Raw genomic sequence first — 17,354 nt, forward strand, 5'->3', positions numbered from 1 at the left:
TTAAAATTTATGTGACCGAGTTATATAATGAAATCATTGAGTGTTTGTTTAGGCAGTCATCCTTACGACTTTGTAAGTTTTTCTCTGCAGGAATATCTTAGCATGCGGTCGTGTGAAAACGTTTTTTCAGTTCCGCTACAAAATACCGCTTTTCTGTAATATAACTGCAATAATATCGTGGAATATTACAAAGAAGAAATTTCCATTCGCTAAATCACGACGAAAGTGGTAGATATGTGATACCTTTAATTCACAAAAGATTTTTTTGCTTTATCATTAAATACGTTACAGAACTTTGCTGTTGAATTTATAAAGAATAGGTGAATGCATATGCCAACTGAAAAAACCGATAAACCAGAACGTTCCTATACACTTGCCCAACTCGGTAATCTGACATTGAAGGATCTATATGAAATTGCGAAAGCAAAAAATGTTCCGCAATACCGGGAAGCGCGAAAGCGTGAGTTAATGTTCAAGATTTTAAAAGCACAAGCAGAATCAACCGGTCTCTACTTCCTCGAAGGGGTGCTTGAAGTCATCCCCGGCAATCCACAGATGCAAAACGATGGTGGTTTCGGCTTCCTTCGTCCCATCAACTACTCACAATCCTCTGAAGATATTTACATCGCCGCTTCACAAATTCGTCGTTTTAATCTTCGCAATGGAGATGTCGTCACGGGAAAAGTCCGGCCACCGAAGGAAAATGAACGTTTCCAAGGTTTATTGAGCGTTGAAGCAGTGAATGGAGAAGCGCCGGACACGGCACGAAACCGTTTATTCTTCCCTGCGCTGACACCGATCTACCCCGATCGTTTAATGCGTCTTGAAACAGAACCGCGTCATCTGTCGGTTCGTGTCATGGACATGATTGCGCCGGTCGGATTCGGGCAACGCGGATTGATTGTCGCACCACCGAAGGCGGGGAAGACGTCCTTGTTAAAAGAGATTGCGAATTCGATTCAAGTCAACCATCCGGATGTTGAGTTAATCATTCTTTTGATTGATGAACGACCGGAGGAAGTGACGGATATCGAACGTTCCGTACCGGGAGCAGACGTCGTCAGTTCGACGTTTGATGAGACACCGGATAACCACGTCCGGATTTCAGAACTCGTCCTTGAGCGGGCGATGCGTCTCGTCGAGCATAAAAAAGATGTCGTCATCTTGATGGACTCGATCACACGTCTGACGCGTGCCTATAACCTGACCGTCCCGCAAAGCGGACGGACCTTATCAGGGGGGATTGACCCGGCTGCCTTCCATAAACCGAAACGTTTCTTCGGAGCAGCACGGAACATCGAACATGGCGGCAGTTTGACGATTCTCGCGACAGCACTCGTTGAGACCGGTTCACGGATGGACGATGTCATCTATGAAGAATTTAAAGGGACCGGCAACATGGAGCTTCATCTTGACCGGAAACTATCAGAGCGTCGCATCTTCCCGGCGATCGATATCCGGAAATCCGGCACACGGAAAGAAGAGTTGCTCCTACCGAAAGATCAACTCGATGCGTTGTGGACGATTCGTCGGACGATGAATGAATCAAACGAGTTCGTCGACAGTTTCTTGCGCAAGATTAAGGATACGAAAAATAATGAAGAATTCTTCGTTGAACTGTTGAAGGAAAAGAAGAAGCCGATTCGCCGGGCAGCAGCTAAACCACGGACGATCAAAACAGATACACCGACTTGAAAATAGGTATTGCGAGACGATGAAAAATCGTTTAGTATAGGAAGGTAACTTACTCTGGCTCAGCAAATGAACCAGGGCGGAAGGAGAGAAATCAACCATGAAACAAGGAATTCACCCAAACTACAACAAAGTTGTATTTATGGATTCAACTACTGAGTACAAATTCTTAACTGGTTCTACTCGTTCTTCGAACGAAACAATCACTTGGGAAGATGGAAACGAGTACCCACTCATCCGCGTGGATGTGTCTTCGGACTCGCACCCATTCTACACTGGTCGTCAAAAGTTCAACGCTGCAGACGGTCGTGTCGATCGCTTCAACAAAAAATACGGCCGCAAGTAATTGCGACCTATCCATTAAAAAACAGCCTGTCTCCATCACTGGAGCAGGCTGTTTTTGTATAGACTGAACTGGGCGCGATAGGTCAGGTAAGTCTTCAACACGAACGATGAGCCGATTGCGCCGGCAATGCCGGTGATATACGGGAGCAAGTCAGGATTTGTCGCGAATTGTTCGAAGAGACGACTGAAGGAAAAATGTCGGCCGAGGAAAAAACCTGCGCCGAGAAAGACACTAATCCAAATCAAAGCCCCGGTATACGCATAGACGGCGAAAACCCGAAACGGCATCTTCGAAACACCGGCAAAAAAAGCGGACAGTTGGCGAAGGCCAGGTATGTAGTAACCGATAATCAAGACCGACTTGCCGTAACGAAGAAAGCCGGCTTCTGCCGTGACAATGTGTTTTTCAGAAATGCGAAACTTCGGTCCGATTCGATGAAGCAACGGCATTCCGAGTTTCAGACCAAGCAGGTAGCTGATCGTCATCCCGATACAGCTTCCGGCGTAAGCGGCGAGAATCGTTCCGATTAAGGGTAAATTGCCTTGATGCATCCAAAAACCGGACATGATCAGTAACGTTTCATCCGGAACAGGAAGCCCGATGATCCCCCCGGCTAGAAGGATCGCAAGTCCGAATGAACCATATTGATGAAGCACTTCATGTAATATGTGATGGATCGGGAACACCTTCCTTCATAAATTCTTCTTCTATAGTGTACAGGAAATGAGGACTGGTTAAAACGACAAGGTGGGGAATCATGGGAATGAACGGATGGATTTTTGATTTCGAGAAGTCAACTCTTTTCCTTATATTCGATTCGGGCTATACTCGTTAAAGTGACTAATTTTAGAGGACGGTGTCTGCAATGATGCATGTAATAAATCAGTATGGTTGGATTGAAGTGATTTGCGGAAGTATGTTCTCTGGTAAGTCGGAAGAATTGATTCGACGCGTTCGCCGGGCTCAGTACGGGAAGTTGCCGGTCCAAGTGTTTAAACCGGCAATCGACGACCGTTATCATGAAGAACATGTCGTCTCGCACGTCGGCAACTCTGTCATCGCGGTACCGATGGCGACGAGCCGTGACGTGTACGCGGCAGTCGCACAAGAGACACAAGTGGTCGCGATTGACGAAGTTCAGTTCTTTGATGATGAAATCGTCGATGTCATCGAGGCCCTCGCGCAGGACGGAAAACGTGTCATCTGTGCCGGACTCGATCAAGACTTCCGGGCGGAACCATTCGGTAAGATGCCGGAACTTCTCGCACGGGCAGAGTTCGTCACGAAACTGCAGGCGATCTGCCTGTCGTGCGGTGACCCGGCATCGCGGACGCAACGTTTAATCGACGGTCGACCTGCCAACTACAATGATCCAATCATTTTAGTCGGCGCGTCAGAGTCGTATGAGCCGCGTTGCCGCCACTGCCATGAAGTGCCGGGGAAATCGCAAGCCCTGCAACAATGGAAGAAACAGCAACAGAACTGATGAAGTAAACGAAGGACTGATTCATCAGTCAGGACCACATCAATCAAATGGCCGATACTCCCATCGTTTCAAGGGAGCATCGGCCATTTTTTTTGCGCATTCATATTGTTCTGGACGGCTTAGTCGATGCTTGAAACACGCATCGAAACAGTCTTCATCCCTTGCTTTTGCGCAGGAAAGACATCAACCGGTGTGGGTCAAACGACTATATTGGTGTACAAAGTGTGTTGCCTCGCGGACAATCGTTTCTTGATCATAATCGAGGGTCGCGACATGATAGGAGTCAAGCAGGCAATAGCTCCGTTTGTCCGTCGAACCGATGACTTGATAAAGGTAATCCGAACTTTCAGGCGGGACGACATGGTCTTCGGCAGAATATAAAATAAGTGTTGGAATCTCGATGGCTGGTAAGAGTGGACGTGTCTGGTCAATCAAGGTCAAAAGTTCCGATGCGCAGACGACAGGGACCTGGTCATAGATGATTTCAAACGCTTCACGTTTAATGTCTGGGGTACTTTCTTTTAAGTAGCGTGGACAGTCTTCAAAAGATAATGCTTCATAGGCAGGAATCGCTAACGCTGCATTGATCGTAATCAATCCGTCAGCAGGTAATCCTTCCGCGACGAGTGCAAGGGCAAGTGTCGCACCCATCGATTGTCCGGCGATGAAAATGGACGAACAATGATTGGTTAAGACGTCGAACCCTTGGCGGAGGCTTTGTTTCCAATCTTCAGCAGTCGACGCTTCGAAATCACGGATGCTCGTCCCGTGTCCGTCGAGACGCGGGGCATACACGGTAAACCCTTGGGCGGCAAACTGCTCTCCGACAGTACGGACGCTTTGAGGGGTTGCGTTAAAACCGTGAGACAGTAAAATACCGATTGGACCTCGTTCAACCAAAAAAGCTTCTGCGCCAAACAGGACGGGTGATGATGAATTCATAAAGGGTTCCTCCTTCTATTAAAAAACTCGTAGTGCTTTAGGCGCACTACGAGATTCTCGTAGGTATCATCCAAAGCATCGGCTTTGCTGGTCGGAGCACCTTGCATGTTGCAGGTTGCCGTGGGTTCGTAGAGCCAGATCTCTCGCCCACTCTTGATATATCGTATAGGAATTGTCGGAATAATCATTGTGAAGAGGATAGCATTGATTGAAATACGTTGTCAAGACGTCAAAAAGAAGTCGAAATTGATAAACTGGGTAATTTGGTTTAATTTTGAAAATATGGTTGACTTGAGAAAGGAATCCCCGTAGTGTAAGCATTAGATTCACGACATAAGAACGACTTGAAACATCACACATATGAACTTCATACCGTAGCACTTATCGAGAGAGGTGGAGGGACTGGCCCTACGAAACCTCGGCAACAGACTTCTTACGTCGTACTGTGCCAATTCCGTCAGACGTTTGTCTGAAAGATGAGCGGAGCGGATTCTGCCTTAGTGCAGATGGAAGGATCCTTTTCTTTTAAGAGAAGGGTCCTTTTTTTGATGTTTTCCTAAAAAAAGAGAATGAAATACAATTCATTTTGTATTTTAGAATGACCTGTGCTAGTCTTGAGCTGTATAACTCAATAACCAGTTCTTCGGGGTAGGGTGAAAATCCCAACCGGCGGTGATGCGATTGATAAATCGATGAGCCCGCGACCTGCAGTGTACGCACTGTGGCTGACTTGGTGAGACTCCAGGGCCGACGGTAAAGTCCGGATGGGAGAAGGACGAAACAATGCGCTTGCTGCCATTTTCTGAAAAAATGTTTTCAGGGAAAGGTCTGTTTCTGTATGTGTAAAAACAGAAACGCGAGACGCTTATTTCGTCAATCCTTCAATCACGACGCCCCTTTTACAGGAGGCGTCTTTTTTATTGAAAGGAGCGGAAAAAATGGAAACATTCATGAGTTATGCGATGCAACTAGCACACATGTTAAACGGTCAAACGAGCCCGAATCCGAGTGTCGGCTGCGTCATCGTCAAACAGGGGCGGATTGTTGGTTTTGGGGCCCACCGTTATGCGGGAGGACCCCATGCCGAAGTCGAAGCGCTCCTCATGGCAGGTGAAGCAGCACGCGGAGCCGATCTCTACGTGACACTCGAACCGTGCAATCATCACGGCAAAACACCGCCGTGTACGGAAGCAATCCTCGAAGCAGGAATCAATCGTGTTTTTATCGCGACAGAGGACCGCCACGCGCTCGTCGCAGGAAGCGGTATCACACGTCTCCGTCAGGCGGGGATTGACGTCGAAGTCGGTCTACTAAAAGACGAGGCAGTGGCACTGTATGAACCATTTTGGACGGCGATTGAACGAAAACGTCCGCATGTCACAGTGAAAGTCGCCCAAACGATGAACGGGACGATTGCGACGGGTGAACAACGCTTTATCACTTCGGAAGCGGCACGTGCTGACGGACGGCAGTTACGCGGGATACACGACGCGATTCTCGTCGGAAGCGACACGGTGATCATCGATGACCCGGCACTGACGTTGCGCAGTTCGACCGGCATCGAACCGGTCCGTGTCATTGTCGATCGCCGCGGGCGCCTGACTGAAACATTCCAAGTCTTAAACGATGGCTTGAATCCGACGTACTGGCTGACGGAACAGCCACGAACAAGCGAACGGGCGAACGTGACGGTTTTCGTCGGGACGTATGCGACACCGGACCAAATCCTCGAACTTTTATATGAACAAGGTATTCGCAGTCTGTTGATTGAAGGTGGTCCCACGATTCAATCCGCATTTTTAGAAGCGGATCTCGTGGATACGATCGAACTCTATCAGGCACCGTCCCTCTTCAGTGGGACCAAGTCTCTGACGACGGAACAGGACATCGAAGACCGTTTTGATTTAGTGAAAATGAACCAAATCGGACAAGACGTCCATCTCCAGTATGTACGAAAGGAGAGGATGACATGTTTACCGGATTGATTGAAGAACTCGGCACAATAAAACGGAAAGTCCCCCGTCCGAACGGGCTGGCGCTCGAAATTGAAGCGACAGCAGTGCTTGACGGAACAAAGATTGGCGACAGCATTGCCGTTGATGGGATTTGTTTGACGGTGACGGCGATGACGAAGAGCGGATTCACGGCCGATGCCGTCCATGAGACGATCCGAGCGACGTCGCTGCAGACGTTACGGGTCGGAGCAGCCGTTCAACTCGAACGCGCGATGCCGGCGAATGGACGGTTCGGCGGTCACTTCGTCAGCGGTCATATCGACGGAACGGCTCGGTTTCTCAGCCGGCGACCGGACGGTGAAGCGATGGAATACCGTTTTGAGGCAGGCGACTGGAGCAAGTACTGTATTCCGAAAGGATCGATTGCGATTAATGGGACGAGCCTGACGCTGCAACATGTCGGAAACGACGCGGTGACGATTTCATTGATTCCCCATTCACGCCAAGTCACGACGTTCGATCGCTTGCAGACGGGTGCCCTCGTCAATATCGAATGTGACTTGATGGCGAAACATCTCTATCACTTTACGCAGAAGGATGCGAAAACGGACTGGTCGGCATTTTTAGGAGGCGAAGTATGATGAACGGATTTGATTCGATTGAAGAAGCAGTGGATGACTTAAAACGCGGACGACCGATCATCGTCTGTGACGATGAAAACCGTGAGAACGAAGGGGATCTCGTGTTACTTGCGGAACATGCGACACCCGAGATGATTAACTTCATGATCACTTACGGCAAAGGACTCGTCTGTGTCCCGGTCAGTCCGGATATCGCAACACGACTCGAACTCCGGCCGATGACAGATGTCAACACGGATCCGCACGGAACGGCTTTTACGATCAGCATTGATCATGAAGATGCGAAAACCGGCATCAGTGCAGCGGAACGGGCAATGACGATTCAGCGGATGTTGACGGATGGTCCAAAGCAGTTCAAGCGTCCCGGACACATCTTTCCGTTGATCGCAAACGAAGGCGGCGTCCGCGTCCGGCGTGGTCATACGGAAGCAGGGATTGATTTGGCACGGCTCGCGGGAAGCGCCGAAGCGGCCGTCATCTGTGAAATCATTTTAGACGACGGGACGATGGCACGGGTTGATGATTTAGTGACGTATAAAGCAGAACATGATTTAAAAATGATTACGATCGATGCTCTCGTCCGCTATCTCGAGCGCTCTGTCCGCCGTGAAGCGGAAGTCTTGTTACCGACGACGCACGGGGCGTTTCGGATGCTTGGTTATACGACACCTGACGCCAAGGAACATGTCACGGTGCTATCAGGTGAAGCAGAAGACGGGATGCTCGTCCGCGTTCATTCCGAATGTCTGACGGGTGACGTCTTCGGATCAAAACGGTGTGACTGCGGTCCGCAACTCGACGCGGCGCTCGACCGGATTGAACAAGAAGGTGGTGCTGTCCTCTACTTGCGGCAAGAAGGGCGGGGGATTGGTCTGATGGCGAAGCTGAAAGCCTATGAGCTCCAAGAACAAGGACTCGATACGGTCGAGGCGAACCATGCGCTCGGATTCGCAGCCGACTTACGCGACTACGCCGTCGCAGCAGCGATGCTTCAGGACCTCGGTGTCACGAAAATCCGTTTGATGACGAATAACCCGGATAAACAGCAAGCGCTCGAAACATACGGCATCACTGTGCTTGAGCGGGTTCCGCATGAAGTACCGGCAAGTTTAGAAAACCACCAGTATCTCAAAACCAAACAGACGAAGCTCGGGCATCTGCTCGATCTCGAAGGAGGAAAATAAGATGGTATACGAAGGATTTTTAACGGGCGAAGGACTCCGGGTTGCGATCGTCGCAGCACGTTTCAATGAATTGATCACTTCTAAATTAGTCGGAGGAGCAAACGATGCCTTCCGTCGTCACGGTGTCGAAGCGGATAGCGTCGATACGGCGTGGGTGCCGGGCGCATTCGAGATTCCGCTCGTCGCGGAGAAACTGGCGAAAAGCGGTAAGTATGATGCCATCATCACACTCGGTGCCGTCATCCGCGGTGCGACGTCGCATTACGATTATGTCTGCAATGAAGTCGCGAAAGGTGTTGCCGGTGCGTCGCGTGAGACGGGTGTTCCGATCATCTTCGGTGTATTGACGACGGACTCGATTGAACAAGCGGTCGAACGGGCCGGCACGAAAGCAGGGAACAAAGGGTATGAGTCGGCGGTCTCTGCCATCGAGATGGCGAACTTGTTACGCAGCTTTCAGTAATGTTTCTCTATCGGATGTAAAACGGGGACAGACGTAAAAGTCAATCCGCCACCTGTTAAATCGTTCAAAAGGAATCACTCGTTTCACGCGACTCCTGCAGGAAAGCGCGTGAAATGAGCGATTCCTTTTTGAGGTCGCGCCCCTCTTACATGCGATAGAAATTTTTTTGGTTTTTATCAATAATTCATGGTCACGGATACACGGGATGGTATAACCACCGTATAATAATAAAAGTACGGAAAACTTAGAGGTTTGGAAGAAAGGGGGGCGAATGAACATGAAGCGGATTCATTACGTGTACGGCGTTCTTTTATTTAGTTTGAGCTATTATAGTTGGATCTGGTTTTATGCCGATCGACCGGAACTGGCATCGTGGGGGAATAACATTTTTTCTATCATAGGCTGTATAGCTGCAACATTATTCTTACTGCACACATATCGAACGAATGGTCGGGACCAAGGCCGGTTTTTTCTCTATCTTGCTTTCGGAACAGGAAGTTATCTGATCGCGGAACTGATTTGGATGTCTTATGAAAATATCCAACAGGTTGCCGTTCCTTTTCCCGGTCTGCCGGACCCTTTTTATATGTTGCAATCGTTCTTTTTCTTTATGGCATTTCTTCATTTGATTCGAAAATACGTGACGAAACACCAATTGATTCGATTCGTGTTTGATATTTTAATCGTCATGACTGTCGCTGTGACATACAGCTGGTTTTTCTTGGTTCGTCCTTCTTTAGCAGATGGGCAAGCGTCGACAGCGGAAAACTTCGTCGCGTTCGCGTATCCGATGAATGATGTCGTGTTGCTGTTTTGTGTCATCAGCATCTACTTCTTAATCGAAAAACGACAAACTGTCACACGACCGACCTGTTTTTCCTTTTTATTAATCGGAATATTAATTCAGATTATCGCCGATACCATTTTTTTATATATGACGACCATCCATGGGTATGAGAACACCGCAGCGATTGATCCGTTATTCATTTTAAGTTTATTGTTAGTCGCGATTTCCGGTCACGCGGGAGAAGTGACGATGGAACATATCCGAGTCGAGCAGGAAGAAAGGCAATCCTTGCATCTCGGGCGGTTATTTTTACCGTATTTCCTCGTACTTCTATTGTTCTCAACAATGCTGTTTTATGCGCAACGGGGAGATGCCTTAAATGGATTGATGATTGGTTGCGGGGTGACGATTCTCTTAATTTTAGTCCGGCAAATTTTAATGATTTTAAGTAACCATCAATTAATTCAAGAAATCCACCATAAGGCGGACGAGTTGGAAGAGAGTAAGGAACGTTATGAATCACTCTTTACGTATCATCCGGATGCCGTTTATTCTCTTGATTTGAAAGGACAAATTGAAAGTGCGAACCCATCATTCGAAAAACTGACGGAACATTGTGAGAGCGAGTTGATTGGTCGGTCGTACGATCAATTGCTTGGACAAGGCACTTCTGCCATGGCGGATCAAGATAAGATGAGCGCTGAACAATTCGAGACGGTGTTTCGAAAGGAAGGTGGCAACAATGTCCTGCTCAGCGTGACGACAATTCCGATTCGTGTCCGAAAACGACTTGTTGGTTTGTTCGGCATCGGTCGTGACATAACAGACATGCGGAAAAATGAATTGAAAATCCATCAGCTTGCGTACTATGACCATTTGACGAAAGCGGTCAATCGAAAGTACTTCGAAGAGATGTTACATCATTTAGTCGAGCAAGAACAAAGTCAAGAAACGATCATTCTTTGCTTCATCGACTTAAACGATTTTAAACTCGTGAATGACTCGTTTGGACATCACATCGGCGATCAATTGCTGATTCAAGTCGCAGAACGCTTACGCCGCGCGACAGAAATCGAAGACGTCGTCGCCCGACAAGGGGGCGATGAATTCACGGTCATTCTCCGTCATATCGTGTCGGAAGAAGGGGCGAGAACCCGGACCGGGCGCCTTCTTAACCAGTTGAGCGTACCGTACAATATTGAAGGACTTGAAGTCGTCTCGAGCCCGAGCATCGGAGTAGTTCGCCATCAAAGAACGGAACCGAAACATGTCGTGACGTTATTAAAACAAGCGGATTTAGCGATGTATCAGGCAAAGGCGAAAGGTGGAAAAAAGGTCGTCTTCTTTGATGATATTGCGGAAGCGGCGTCATACCGGCTACGACTTGAGTCGGAGCTCCCCCATGCGATTGAGACGAATCAACTCGTCCTGTACTATCAACCTCAAGTCGACACCATCACGTATCAGATGGTCGGTGTCGAGGGGTTGGTCCGTTGGAATCATCCGAAGCTCGGAATGATTTCACCGAACGATTTCATTCCCCTCGCGGAAGAAGCGGGGATGATCATTCGTCTTGGCGAATGGGTTTTACGTGAAGGCTTTTTGCAGGCGAAGCGCTGGGAACAGGCAGACATCGCCTTGAAGGTAGGCTTGAATGTATCGATGCAACAGTTCCATCACCCAACGTTCGTCCTGACGTTGATGCAACTTTTAGCAGAAACAGACGTCGACCCGAGACGAATCGATTTAGAAATCACGGAGGTATCGGCAGTCGAAGACATCGAGGATACGGTCAAGACGATGCATCGTTTGAAAGAGCTGGGGTTCACGATTTCGATTGATGATTTCGGGACAGGCTATTCCTCATTATCCCGTCTCGTCGATTTCCCGATTGATACGTTAAAGATTCCGCGTGAATTTGTTAAAAAAATCAATATCGAGACGAGTGGGTATGCGATGATTTCCTCCATCATTCATTTAGCAAAATCGCTGGATGTAGCAGTCATCGCGGAAGGGGTCGAGACGCTCGAACAAGTCAACGTCTTGAATCGCTTGAAGTGTACACGGATGCAAGGTTATTATTTCGGTCGTCCGATGCGGCCTGAAGCCATTGAGCTGTTGCTCTATCCGGATCAGCGCTAAGCGTAACCGAATCAGTTTGAAACTTTTTCCAAAATCGACTCGTAGACACAGGTAAACGAGGAGGGAACGCACATGAAGAAGGGAAGATGGTTTTTTTCGCTGGCAATGGTTTCTTCGGTCGGTCTTGCCGGATGCAGTCAAGACGACCTGTCGAATAGTGAACTGTTAAAAAAGGCGACGGCAGCACAGGAGGATATTCAGTCGTTTCATATGGAGAGCGACATCTTTTCAGAAGTCGGCGGTCTGCCTGTCAGTCAGCAAGTCGCAGCAGATGTCATTCAAAAACCTTATACGATGCATCAAACGATTAAGATGAAGAATGTCGAAGATGGCTCGGATGTACAAATGGAGAGCTATATGCTCGACGACAAGATGTATATCGCACAGGACGGGCAATGGTTTGTCCAAGACATCTCGGAGATGAATGACATCATGGAATCATCCGTCTCGACCGATCAAAACCTGAAACTGTTGAAGAAGTATAAAGACAATTGGACAGCCGAAAGAAAAGGTGAACTCTATCAAATTGATGTGGACTTGACGGGGGACGACTTGAAAAACTTCATGAAAGACGCGCTCGAACAATCGGGACAGATGGCGCAGATGAAAGAGATGATGGATCAAGTGGATTATAAAAAGATGGAATATACGATGACATATGACGCAAAGACGTATTATCCGAAGTCGCTCGATATGACGATGGAGTTTGAAATCACAGAAGGCACGACCTTTAAGATGACGAATGAATCCACGTTTTCGAAATTCAATGCCATCGAGTCGATTGAGCTGCCGGAAGAGGCAAAAGAGGCCCAATCGATTACTGATATGAACCAATGACGAACAGCCGATTTTCCCCGACGTTACACGCCGGAGGAGGTCGGCGTTTTTTTCATGTGTGGAACATCTCTGAAAGGGGAACTTAGGAAATAGGGTTGACAGTATTCTGTCAATTCTGAAAAAATGGGAAAGTCTACATACGAATTGCAGAGGGGGGAAAAGCATGGGAACGTCATTCACTGAGTGGGTAAGTTCGGTGTCAAATTTGGTTTGGGGAGCACCGTTACTGATCCTATTAGTCGGAACAGGCATTTACTTAACGATTCGTTTAGGATTCATTCAAATTACAAAACTTCCTTATGCGTTAAAGCTCGCGTTTACGAAACAAGAGGACTCGAAACAATCGGAAGGGGACATCAGTCATTTTCAGGCATTAATGACCGCACTGGCAGCAACGGTCGGTACGGGGAATATCGTCGGTGTCGCAACAGCCGTCGTCCTTGGGGGACCAGGTGCGATCGTCTGGATGTGGTTATCCGGATTATTCGGCATGGCGACCAAATATGCGGAGGCGATTCTCGCCGTCAAATACCGTGTCGTCGATGAAAAGGGGCAGATGGCCGGAGGGCCGATGTACTATCTTGAACGGGGGCTCAAGCAAAAGTGGCTCGGGATTTTATTTGCCGCTTTCGCTTCGATTGCCGCTTTCGGGATTGGTAACGGGGTTCAAACGAACTCGGTCGCGCTCGCGATGAAGTCAACGTTCGATGTACCGCTCTACGTGACCGGAATCGTCTTAATGGTCGCAACAGGTGGCGTCATTTTGGGTGGTGTCAAATCGATTGGGAAAGTCGTCAGCTTTTTCGTGCCATTCATGATTTTCTTTTATGTCGGAAGTGGTTTATTGATCCTGATCATGAACTACGACTTGATTCCAGCGGCATTTTCAACAATTTTCAGCAGCACGTTCTCGAATGAAGCGATTACGGGTGGTGCAATCGGGGCGGCGATTCGTTACGGTGTCGCCCGAGGCGTCTTCTCGAATGAGGCGGGTCTCGGTTCAGCGCCAATCGCGGCGGCGGCTGCGAAAACCGATTTCCCGGGACGACAAGCACTCGTCTCGATGACACAAGTCTTCCTTGATACGATTCTCGTCTGTTCGATGACAGGATTGACGCTCGTCATGGGTGGAAAAATCGGGACGGGATTAGAAGGAGTCGAATTGACGACTGCAAGTTTTGAAGTGTTCCTCGGTCCGACCGGAAAGTATATCGTCACGATTGGACTTGTCTTGTTTGCCTTTTCAACAGTCCTCGGCTGGTCGTATTACGGTGAAAAATCGATTTATTATCTCTTTGGTCAAAAATCAATCGTGCCGTACCGCGTCGTATTTGTTCTCGTCGCCGGACTGGGCGCGATGACGACGAACTTGAACATGGTTTGGGCCATCTCGGACGTCTTCAACGGTTTGATGGCAATACCGAACTTGATTGGTCTGCTTGGTCTGTCCGGCGTCGTCATTGCCGAGACGAGGTTGTTCCGCGAACAGCTGAAAAAAGAACAGGCAAATCGAAACGCCTCCTGAATCCAAAAGCGATCATTTCTTTTGGAGGTGAATCCGACGCAGGAGTCAGATCACAATCCATCAAACGGCCGACGCTTCCGACTTTTTACGGAAGCATCGGCCGTTTCTATGCAAATTCTTATCGTTCACAAGGGAAAGGGAGGCGGATTTCCGGGTCATGCACTGGAAATCCACCTCCCTTTATTCATTTCAAGTCGTTAAGTGGTCCGGTAGAACATGACCGACTCATATGGACGTAATGTGACGTTGCGCCCGTCTTGTGCGACATCAGGATAGTTCTGAATCAAGACGTCGGCGTCCGACATCGTCTCTGGTAACGTGAACGTCGTTTCTGAACTGTAGAAGTTCGAGAGGACGAGCAGCTGTTCGTCCTCTGTCGTTCGTTCGTACGCCCAAATCGACAAGTCGTCCGGTGTGAGAAGACGATACATTCCGTTCGTCAACACGTCATATTGTTTTCGTAATTGAATCAACTTTTTATAGTGGTGGAACACCGAATCAGGATTAGCGACGGCAGCTTTGACATTGATGTCAGTATAGTTCGGAGCGACGTCGATCCACGGCGTTGCTTCTGAAAAACCGGCGTGAAGCGTCGAGTCCCATTGCATCGGTGTTCGGGCATTGTCGCGTGATTTTTGGCGGATTGCCGCAAGAATCTGTTCAGATGCTTCGCCCTGAGCAATTTTTTCTTCATAGAGATTCAATGTTTCGACGTCACGATAATCTGTAAGATCCGTGAAATCCGGATTCGTCATCCCGATTTCTTCACCTTGATAAATATACGGTGTGCCTTGTAGACCGTGTAACGTCGTCGCGAGCATCTTCGCGCTTTCGACGCGGTAGACGGTATCATCACCGAAACGGCTGACGACACGGGGCTGGTCGTGGTTGCACCAAAAGATGGCATTCCACGCTTTTCCCTGCATCCCGACTTGCCAGTCCGACAGGATCCGTTTTAACTCAAGAAAATCGAATGGCGCGACTGTCCATTTTTGACCGTCCGGATAGTCGACTTTTAAATGGTGGAAGTTAAAGGTCATCTTCAACTCTTCCTCGCTGACATTTGAATACTGCCGGCAATGATTGAGTGTCGTCGAGGACATCTCACCGACCGTCATCAAGTCATGACCGTCAAACACACGTTGATTCATTTCCTGGAGGTACTCATGGACACGAGGTCCATCCGTATAAAAGGTTCTGCCGTCTCCAGTCGGGTCATTTGGGAACGATTGATCCTTCGAGATGAGATTGATGACATCCAGGCGGAATCCACGGACCCCTTTGTCGCGCCAAAACTGCATCATCTGATAGATGTCTTCGCGAAGACGCGGGTTTTCCCAGTTGAGATCGGCTTGGGTTTGATCGAACAAATGAAGATAATATTTGCCGGCGACTTCATCAAATGACCAGGCCGGACCACCGAACTTCGACTGCCAGTTGGTCGGTTCATCCCGCCAAATGAAATAATCATGATACGGACTGTCGGGATTCCGTCCTTGCTGGAACCAGTCGTGCTCCGTTGAACAGTGATTGACGACGATATCCATCATCACCGCTAAATCACGTTTTGTTGCTTCCGCAAGCAGGTCATCGAAGTCTTGCATCGTCCCGTAAGAAGGGTCAATCGCATAATAGTCGCTGACATCATACCCATTGTCATTTTGTGGTGAGGCATAGACGGGTGTCAGCCATAAATAATCGATGCCGAGTGACGCGAGATAGTCGAGTTTTTCCGTGACGCCACGGAGGGTGCCCGTCGCTTTTCCTTCCGGGCTGTAAAAACTTTTCGGATAGATTTGATAAACAGCGGATTTCCGCCAGTCGGTCGTTGTGAGCGTCATACAAGTCACACCTTTCTAAAAACAGTTACGCAGCATCTTTGAGTGCCGCTTTTCGTGCGCGTTTCGTCGAGACGTAATGGAACAGGAACGTACAGACAACCGGGATAACAATCGCAATCACCATACCGATGATGAACGACAAAATCGATCCGGGAACGATTGAGATGAAGGCAGGTAAACCACCGACACCGATTGCAGGAGCTAAGACACCGCTGACGGCGATGAAGGAAGAAGCGATGGCTGATCCGACGAGTGCTGCATAAAATGGATATTTAAAGCGTAAATTGACACCGAACATCGCCGGTTCCGTAATGCCGAAGTAGGCAGAAATCGCGGACGTCGACGCCATGTTTTTATCATTCGCGTTTTTCGCGAGGAAGAGCATGGCGAGCGTCGCTGATCCTTGAGCGATATTCGAGATGGCGATCATCGGCCAGATGAAGGTTGAACCGCTTTGTCCAATCAGTTGAAGATCGACGGCGATGAACATATGGTGCATCCCCGTGATGACGAGTGGTGCATAGAGGGCACCGAACAACAAGGCACCAAGCAATGGTACGGCTTCAAACGTATTGACGACACCAATCGTGATCCAGTCGCCGAGCTGACGCGTGACGGGACCGATGACAGCAAGGGCAAGGAAACCAGTTAAAGTAATCGTCGTTATCGGTACGACGAGGAGTTGGATTGCATTCGGAACACGTTCCTTGAGCCATTTTTCAATCGTACTTAAGACATAGGCTGCTGCGAGTACAGGCAGAATTTGACCTTGGTAACCGACCTTTTCGATTTCGAAGAGACCGAGTATGTTGAATGTCGGAATCTCGCCTTTTAACGCACTTTGTCCATAGTTCCAGGCATTTAAGAGGTCCGGGTGGACAAGCATCAGTCCCATAACGATCCCGAGGACTTCACTTCCGCCAAACCGTTTTGTCGCCGACCAGCCGACAAGTGCCGGTAAGAAGACAAAGGCGGTATTCGCCATCATGTTGATTAAATCCCATAACCCCTGGAGGTTCGGGTAGCGGTCAATCATCGTTTTTCCGCCGAACTCGATGCCGAAGAGATTGTTGATCCCCATCAAGAGACCAGCGACGATGATGGCAGGGATGATTGGCATGAAGACGTCGGAGAAGACTTTAATCAATTTCTGGAACGGATTCATCTTGGAAGCACCGGACGATTTGACGTCGGCGATGGTCGTTGCTTTTAATCCGGTCAATTGAATGAATTCGGCATAGACGCGGTCGACATCCCCCGCACCGATGACGATTTGATAGACGCCGGCATTCAGGAATGCCCCTTTGACGAGCGGGACTTCGAGTAAGGCATCTTGTTCGACGAGGCTTTGATCTTTCAGTGTCAGGCGGAGCCGCGTCACACAATGGGCGGCTTGCTCAATATTATCTTTCCCACCGATTCGTTCGATGAGTTGTTCAGCAATTTGACGGTAATTAGGTTTCATCTCTCATTCTCCTTTTGGATTGAACTGAAGACATCACTTGAAATGAAA

The 17,354-nt window shown here is 48.6% G+C and carries 14 protein-coding genes and 3 riboswitches; of the genes, 10 read left to right on the forward strand and 4 right to left on the reverse strand.

Annotated elements, in window-relative coordinates; all coding sequences use genetic code 11:
* The first annotated feature begins 330 nt into the window (after nucleotides 1–330).
* Nucleotides 331–1,695 (forward strand): transcription termination factor Rho, encoded by a 1,365-nt coding sequence (rho, locus tag KNQ05_RS13915; protein WP_029331794.1) that lies wholly within the window; start codon nucleotides 331–333, stop codon nucleotides 1,693–1,695.
* Between the two features lie 97 nt (nucleotides 1,696–1,792).
* Nucleotides 1,793–2,038, forward strand: coding sequence for a type B 50S ribosomal protein L31 (locus KNQ05_RS13920; RefSeq protein WP_012371588.1), 246 nt, complete (start codon nucleotides 1,793–1,795; stop codon nucleotides 2,036–2,038).
* A gap of 35 nt (nucleotides 2,039–2,073) precedes the next feature.
* Here KNQ05_RS13920 and KNQ05_RS13925 read toward each other — a convergent pair whose 3' ends face one another.
* The gene (locus KNQ05_RS13925; RefSeq protein WP_214767790.1) at nucleotides 2,074–2,724 is read right to left on the reverse strand and encodes a DedA family protein; all 651 of its coding nucleotides are present in this window, start codon (nucleotides 2,722–2,724) and stop codon (nucleotides 2,074–2,076) included.
* Between the two features lie 182 nt (nucleotides 2,725–2,906).
* Between KNQ05_RS13925 and KNQ05_RS13930 the strand changes: the two genes are divergently transcribed.
* Nucleotides 2,907–3,524, forward strand: coding sequence for a thymidine kinase (locus KNQ05_RS13930; RefSeq protein WP_034801409.1), 618 nt, complete (start codon nucleotides 2,907–2,909; stop codon nucleotides 3,522–3,524).
* 183 nt (nucleotides 3,525–3,707) lie between these two features.
* Here the strand turns inward: KNQ05_RS13930 and KNQ05_RS13935 are convergent, their stop codons facing one another.
* Nucleotides 3,708–4,466 (reverse strand): alpha/beta hydrolase, encoded by a 759-nt coding sequence (locus KNQ05_RS13935; protein ID WP_214805792.1) that lies wholly within the window; start codon nucleotides 4,464–4,466, stop codon nucleotides 3,708–3,710.
* A gap of 60 nt (nucleotides 4,467–4,526) precedes the next feature.
* Nucleotides 4,527–4,629: riboswitch (SAM riboswitch) on the reverse strand.
* Between the two features lie 215 nt (nucleotides 4,630–4,844).
* Nucleotides 4,845–4,949: riboswitch (SAM riboswitch) on the forward strand.
* A gap of 152 nt (nucleotides 4,950–5,101) precedes the next feature.
* Nucleotides 5,102–5,246: riboswitch (FMN riboswitch) on the forward strand.
* Nucleotides 5,247–5,404: 158 nt separating this feature from the next.
* Here KNQ05_RS13935 and ribD point away from each other — a divergent pair.
* From ribD to KNQ05_RS13970, 7 genes are all read left to right on the forward strand, one after another.
* Nucleotides 5,405–6,451 (forward strand): bifunctional diaminohydroxyphosphoribosylaminopyrimidine deaminase/5-amino-6-(5-phosphoribosylamino)uracil reductase RibD, encoded by a 1,047-nt coding sequence (ribD, locus tag KNQ05_RS13940; protein WP_088838527.1) that lies wholly within the window; start codon nucleotides 5,405–5,407, stop codon nucleotides 6,449–6,451.
* A complete protein-coding gene (ribE, locus tag KNQ05_RS13945; RefSeq protein WP_214770965.1) occupies nucleotides 6,436–7,062 on the forward strand; it encodes a riboflavin synthase in 627 nt (208 codons plus the stop codon). Before ribD ends, ribE begins: the two co-directional genes overlap by 16 nt.
* On the forward strand, nucleotides 7,062–8,246 hold the full coding sequence (gene ribB / locus KNQ05_RS13950) for a 3,4-dihydroxy-2-butanone-4-phosphate synthase (protein WP_214770968.1): 1,185 nt from the start codon (nucleotides 7,062–7,064) through the stop codon (nucleotides 8,244–8,246). The genes ribE and ribB overlap by 1 nt, the downstream gene beginning before the upstream one ends.
* Before the next feature lies 1 nt (nucleotide 8,247).
* On the forward strand, nucleotides 8,248–8,709 hold the full coding sequence (ribH, locus tag KNQ05_RS13955; protein WP_088837990.1) for a 6,7-dimethyl-8-ribityllumazine synthase: 462 nt from the start codon (nucleotides 8,248–8,250) through the stop codon (nucleotides 8,707–8,709).
* Between the two features lie 277 nt (nucleotides 8,710–8,986).
* Nucleotides 8,987–11,638, forward strand: coding sequence for a putative bifunctional diguanylate cyclase/phosphodiesterase (locus KNQ05_RS13960; RefSeq protein ID WP_251132526.1), 2,652 nt, complete (start codon nucleotides 8,987–8,989; stop codon nucleotides 11,636–11,638).
* Between the two features lie 72 nt (nucleotides 11,639–11,710).
* Nucleotides 11,711–12,475, forward strand: a complete 765-nt coding sequence (locus KNQ05_RS13965) for a DUF6612 family protein (RefSeq protein ID WP_214805807.1) — start codon at nucleotides 11,711–11,713, stop codon at nucleotides 12,473–12,475.
* Nucleotides 12,476–12,638: 163 nt separating this feature from the next.
* Nucleotides 12,639–14,000 carry an alanine/glycine:cation symporter family protein gene (locus KNQ05_RS13970; RefSeq protein ID WP_088837987.1) on the forward strand — a complete coding sequence of 454 codons (1,362 nt, stop codon included), beginning with the start codon at nucleotides 12,639–12,641 and terminating at the stop codon, nucleotides 13,998–14,000.
* Nucleotides 14,001–14,197: 197 nt separating this feature from the next.
* Here the strand turns inward: KNQ05_RS13970 and treC are convergent, their stop codons facing one another.
* Nucleotides 14,198–15,841 (reverse strand): alpha,alpha-phosphotrehalase, encoded by a 1,644-nt coding sequence (gene treC, locus KNQ05_RS13975; protein WP_214805810.1) that lies wholly within the window; start codon nucleotides 15,839–15,841, stop codon nucleotides 14,198–14,200.
* A gap of 25 nt (nucleotides 15,842–15,866) precedes the next feature.
* The gene (treP, locus tag KNQ05_RS13980) at nucleotides 15,867–17,306 is read right to left on the reverse strand and encodes a PTS system trehalose-specific EIIBC component (RefSeq protein ID WP_088837985.1); all 1,440 of its coding nucleotides are present in this window, start codon (nucleotides 17,304–17,306) and stop codon (nucleotides 15,867–15,869) included.
* Nucleotides 17,307–17,354: the final 48 nt, after the last annotated feature.

This window comes from Exiguobacterium sp. s125 (assembly GCF_018618605.1).
In the GTDB taxonomy this organism is placed as follows: domain Bacteria; phylum Bacillota; class Bacilli; order Exiguobacteriales; family Exiguobacteriaceae; genus Exiguobacterium_A; species Exiguobacterium_A oxidotolerans.

Excerpts from the sequence above, each read along its gene's own strand:
- rho (WP_029331794.1), top strand. The coding sequence starts at position 331 with ATGCCAACTGAAAAAACCGATAAACCAGAACGTTCCTATACACTTGCC.
- KNQ05_RS13920 (WP_012371588.1), top strand. The coding sequence starts at position 1,793 with ATGAAACAAGGAATTCACCCAAACTACAACAAAGTTGTATTTATGGAT.
- KNQ05_RS13930 (WP_034801409.1), top strand. The coding sequence starts at position 2,907 with ATGCATGTAATAAATCAGTATGGTTGGATTGAAGTGATTTGCGGAAGT.
- KNQ05_RS13935 (WP_214805792.1), bottom strand. The coding sequence starts at position 4,466 with ATGAATTCATCATCACCCGTCCTGTTTGGCGCAGAAGCTTTTTTGGTT.
- ribD (WP_088838527.1), top strand. The coding sequence starts at position 5,405 with ATGGAAACATTCATGAGTTATGCGATGCAACTAGCACACATGTTAAAC.
- ribE (WP_214770965.1), top strand. The coding sequence starts at position 6,436 with ATGTTTACCGGATTGATTGAAGAACTCGGCACAATAAAACGGAAAGTC.
- ribB (WP_214770968.1), top strand. The coding sequence starts at position 7,062 with ATGAACGGATTTGATTCGATTGAAGAAGCAGTGGATGACTTAAAACGC.
- ribH (WP_088837990.1), top strand. The coding sequence starts at position 8,248 with ATGGTATACGAAGGATTTTTAACGGGCGAAGGACTCCGGGTTGCGATC.
- KNQ05_RS13960 (WP_251132526.1), top strand. The coding sequence starts at position 8,987 with ATGAAGCGGATTCATTACGTGTACGGCGTTCTTTTATTTAGTTTGAGC.
- KNQ05_RS13965 (WP_214805807.1), top strand. The coding sequence starts at position 11,711 with ATGAAGAAGGGAAGATGGTTTTTTTCGCTGGCAATGGTTTCTTCGGTC.
- KNQ05_RS13970 (WP_088837987.1), top strand. The coding sequence starts at position 12,639 with ATGGGAACGTCATTCACTGAGTGGGTAAGTTCGGTGTCAAATTTGGTT.
- treC (WP_214805810.1), bottom strand. The coding sequence starts at position 15,841 with ATGACGCTCACAACGACCGACTGGCGGAAATCCGCTGTTTATCAAATC.
- treP (WP_088837985.1), bottom strand. The coding sequence starts at position 17,306 with ATGAAACCTAATTACCGTCAAATTGCTGAACAACTCATCGAACGAATC.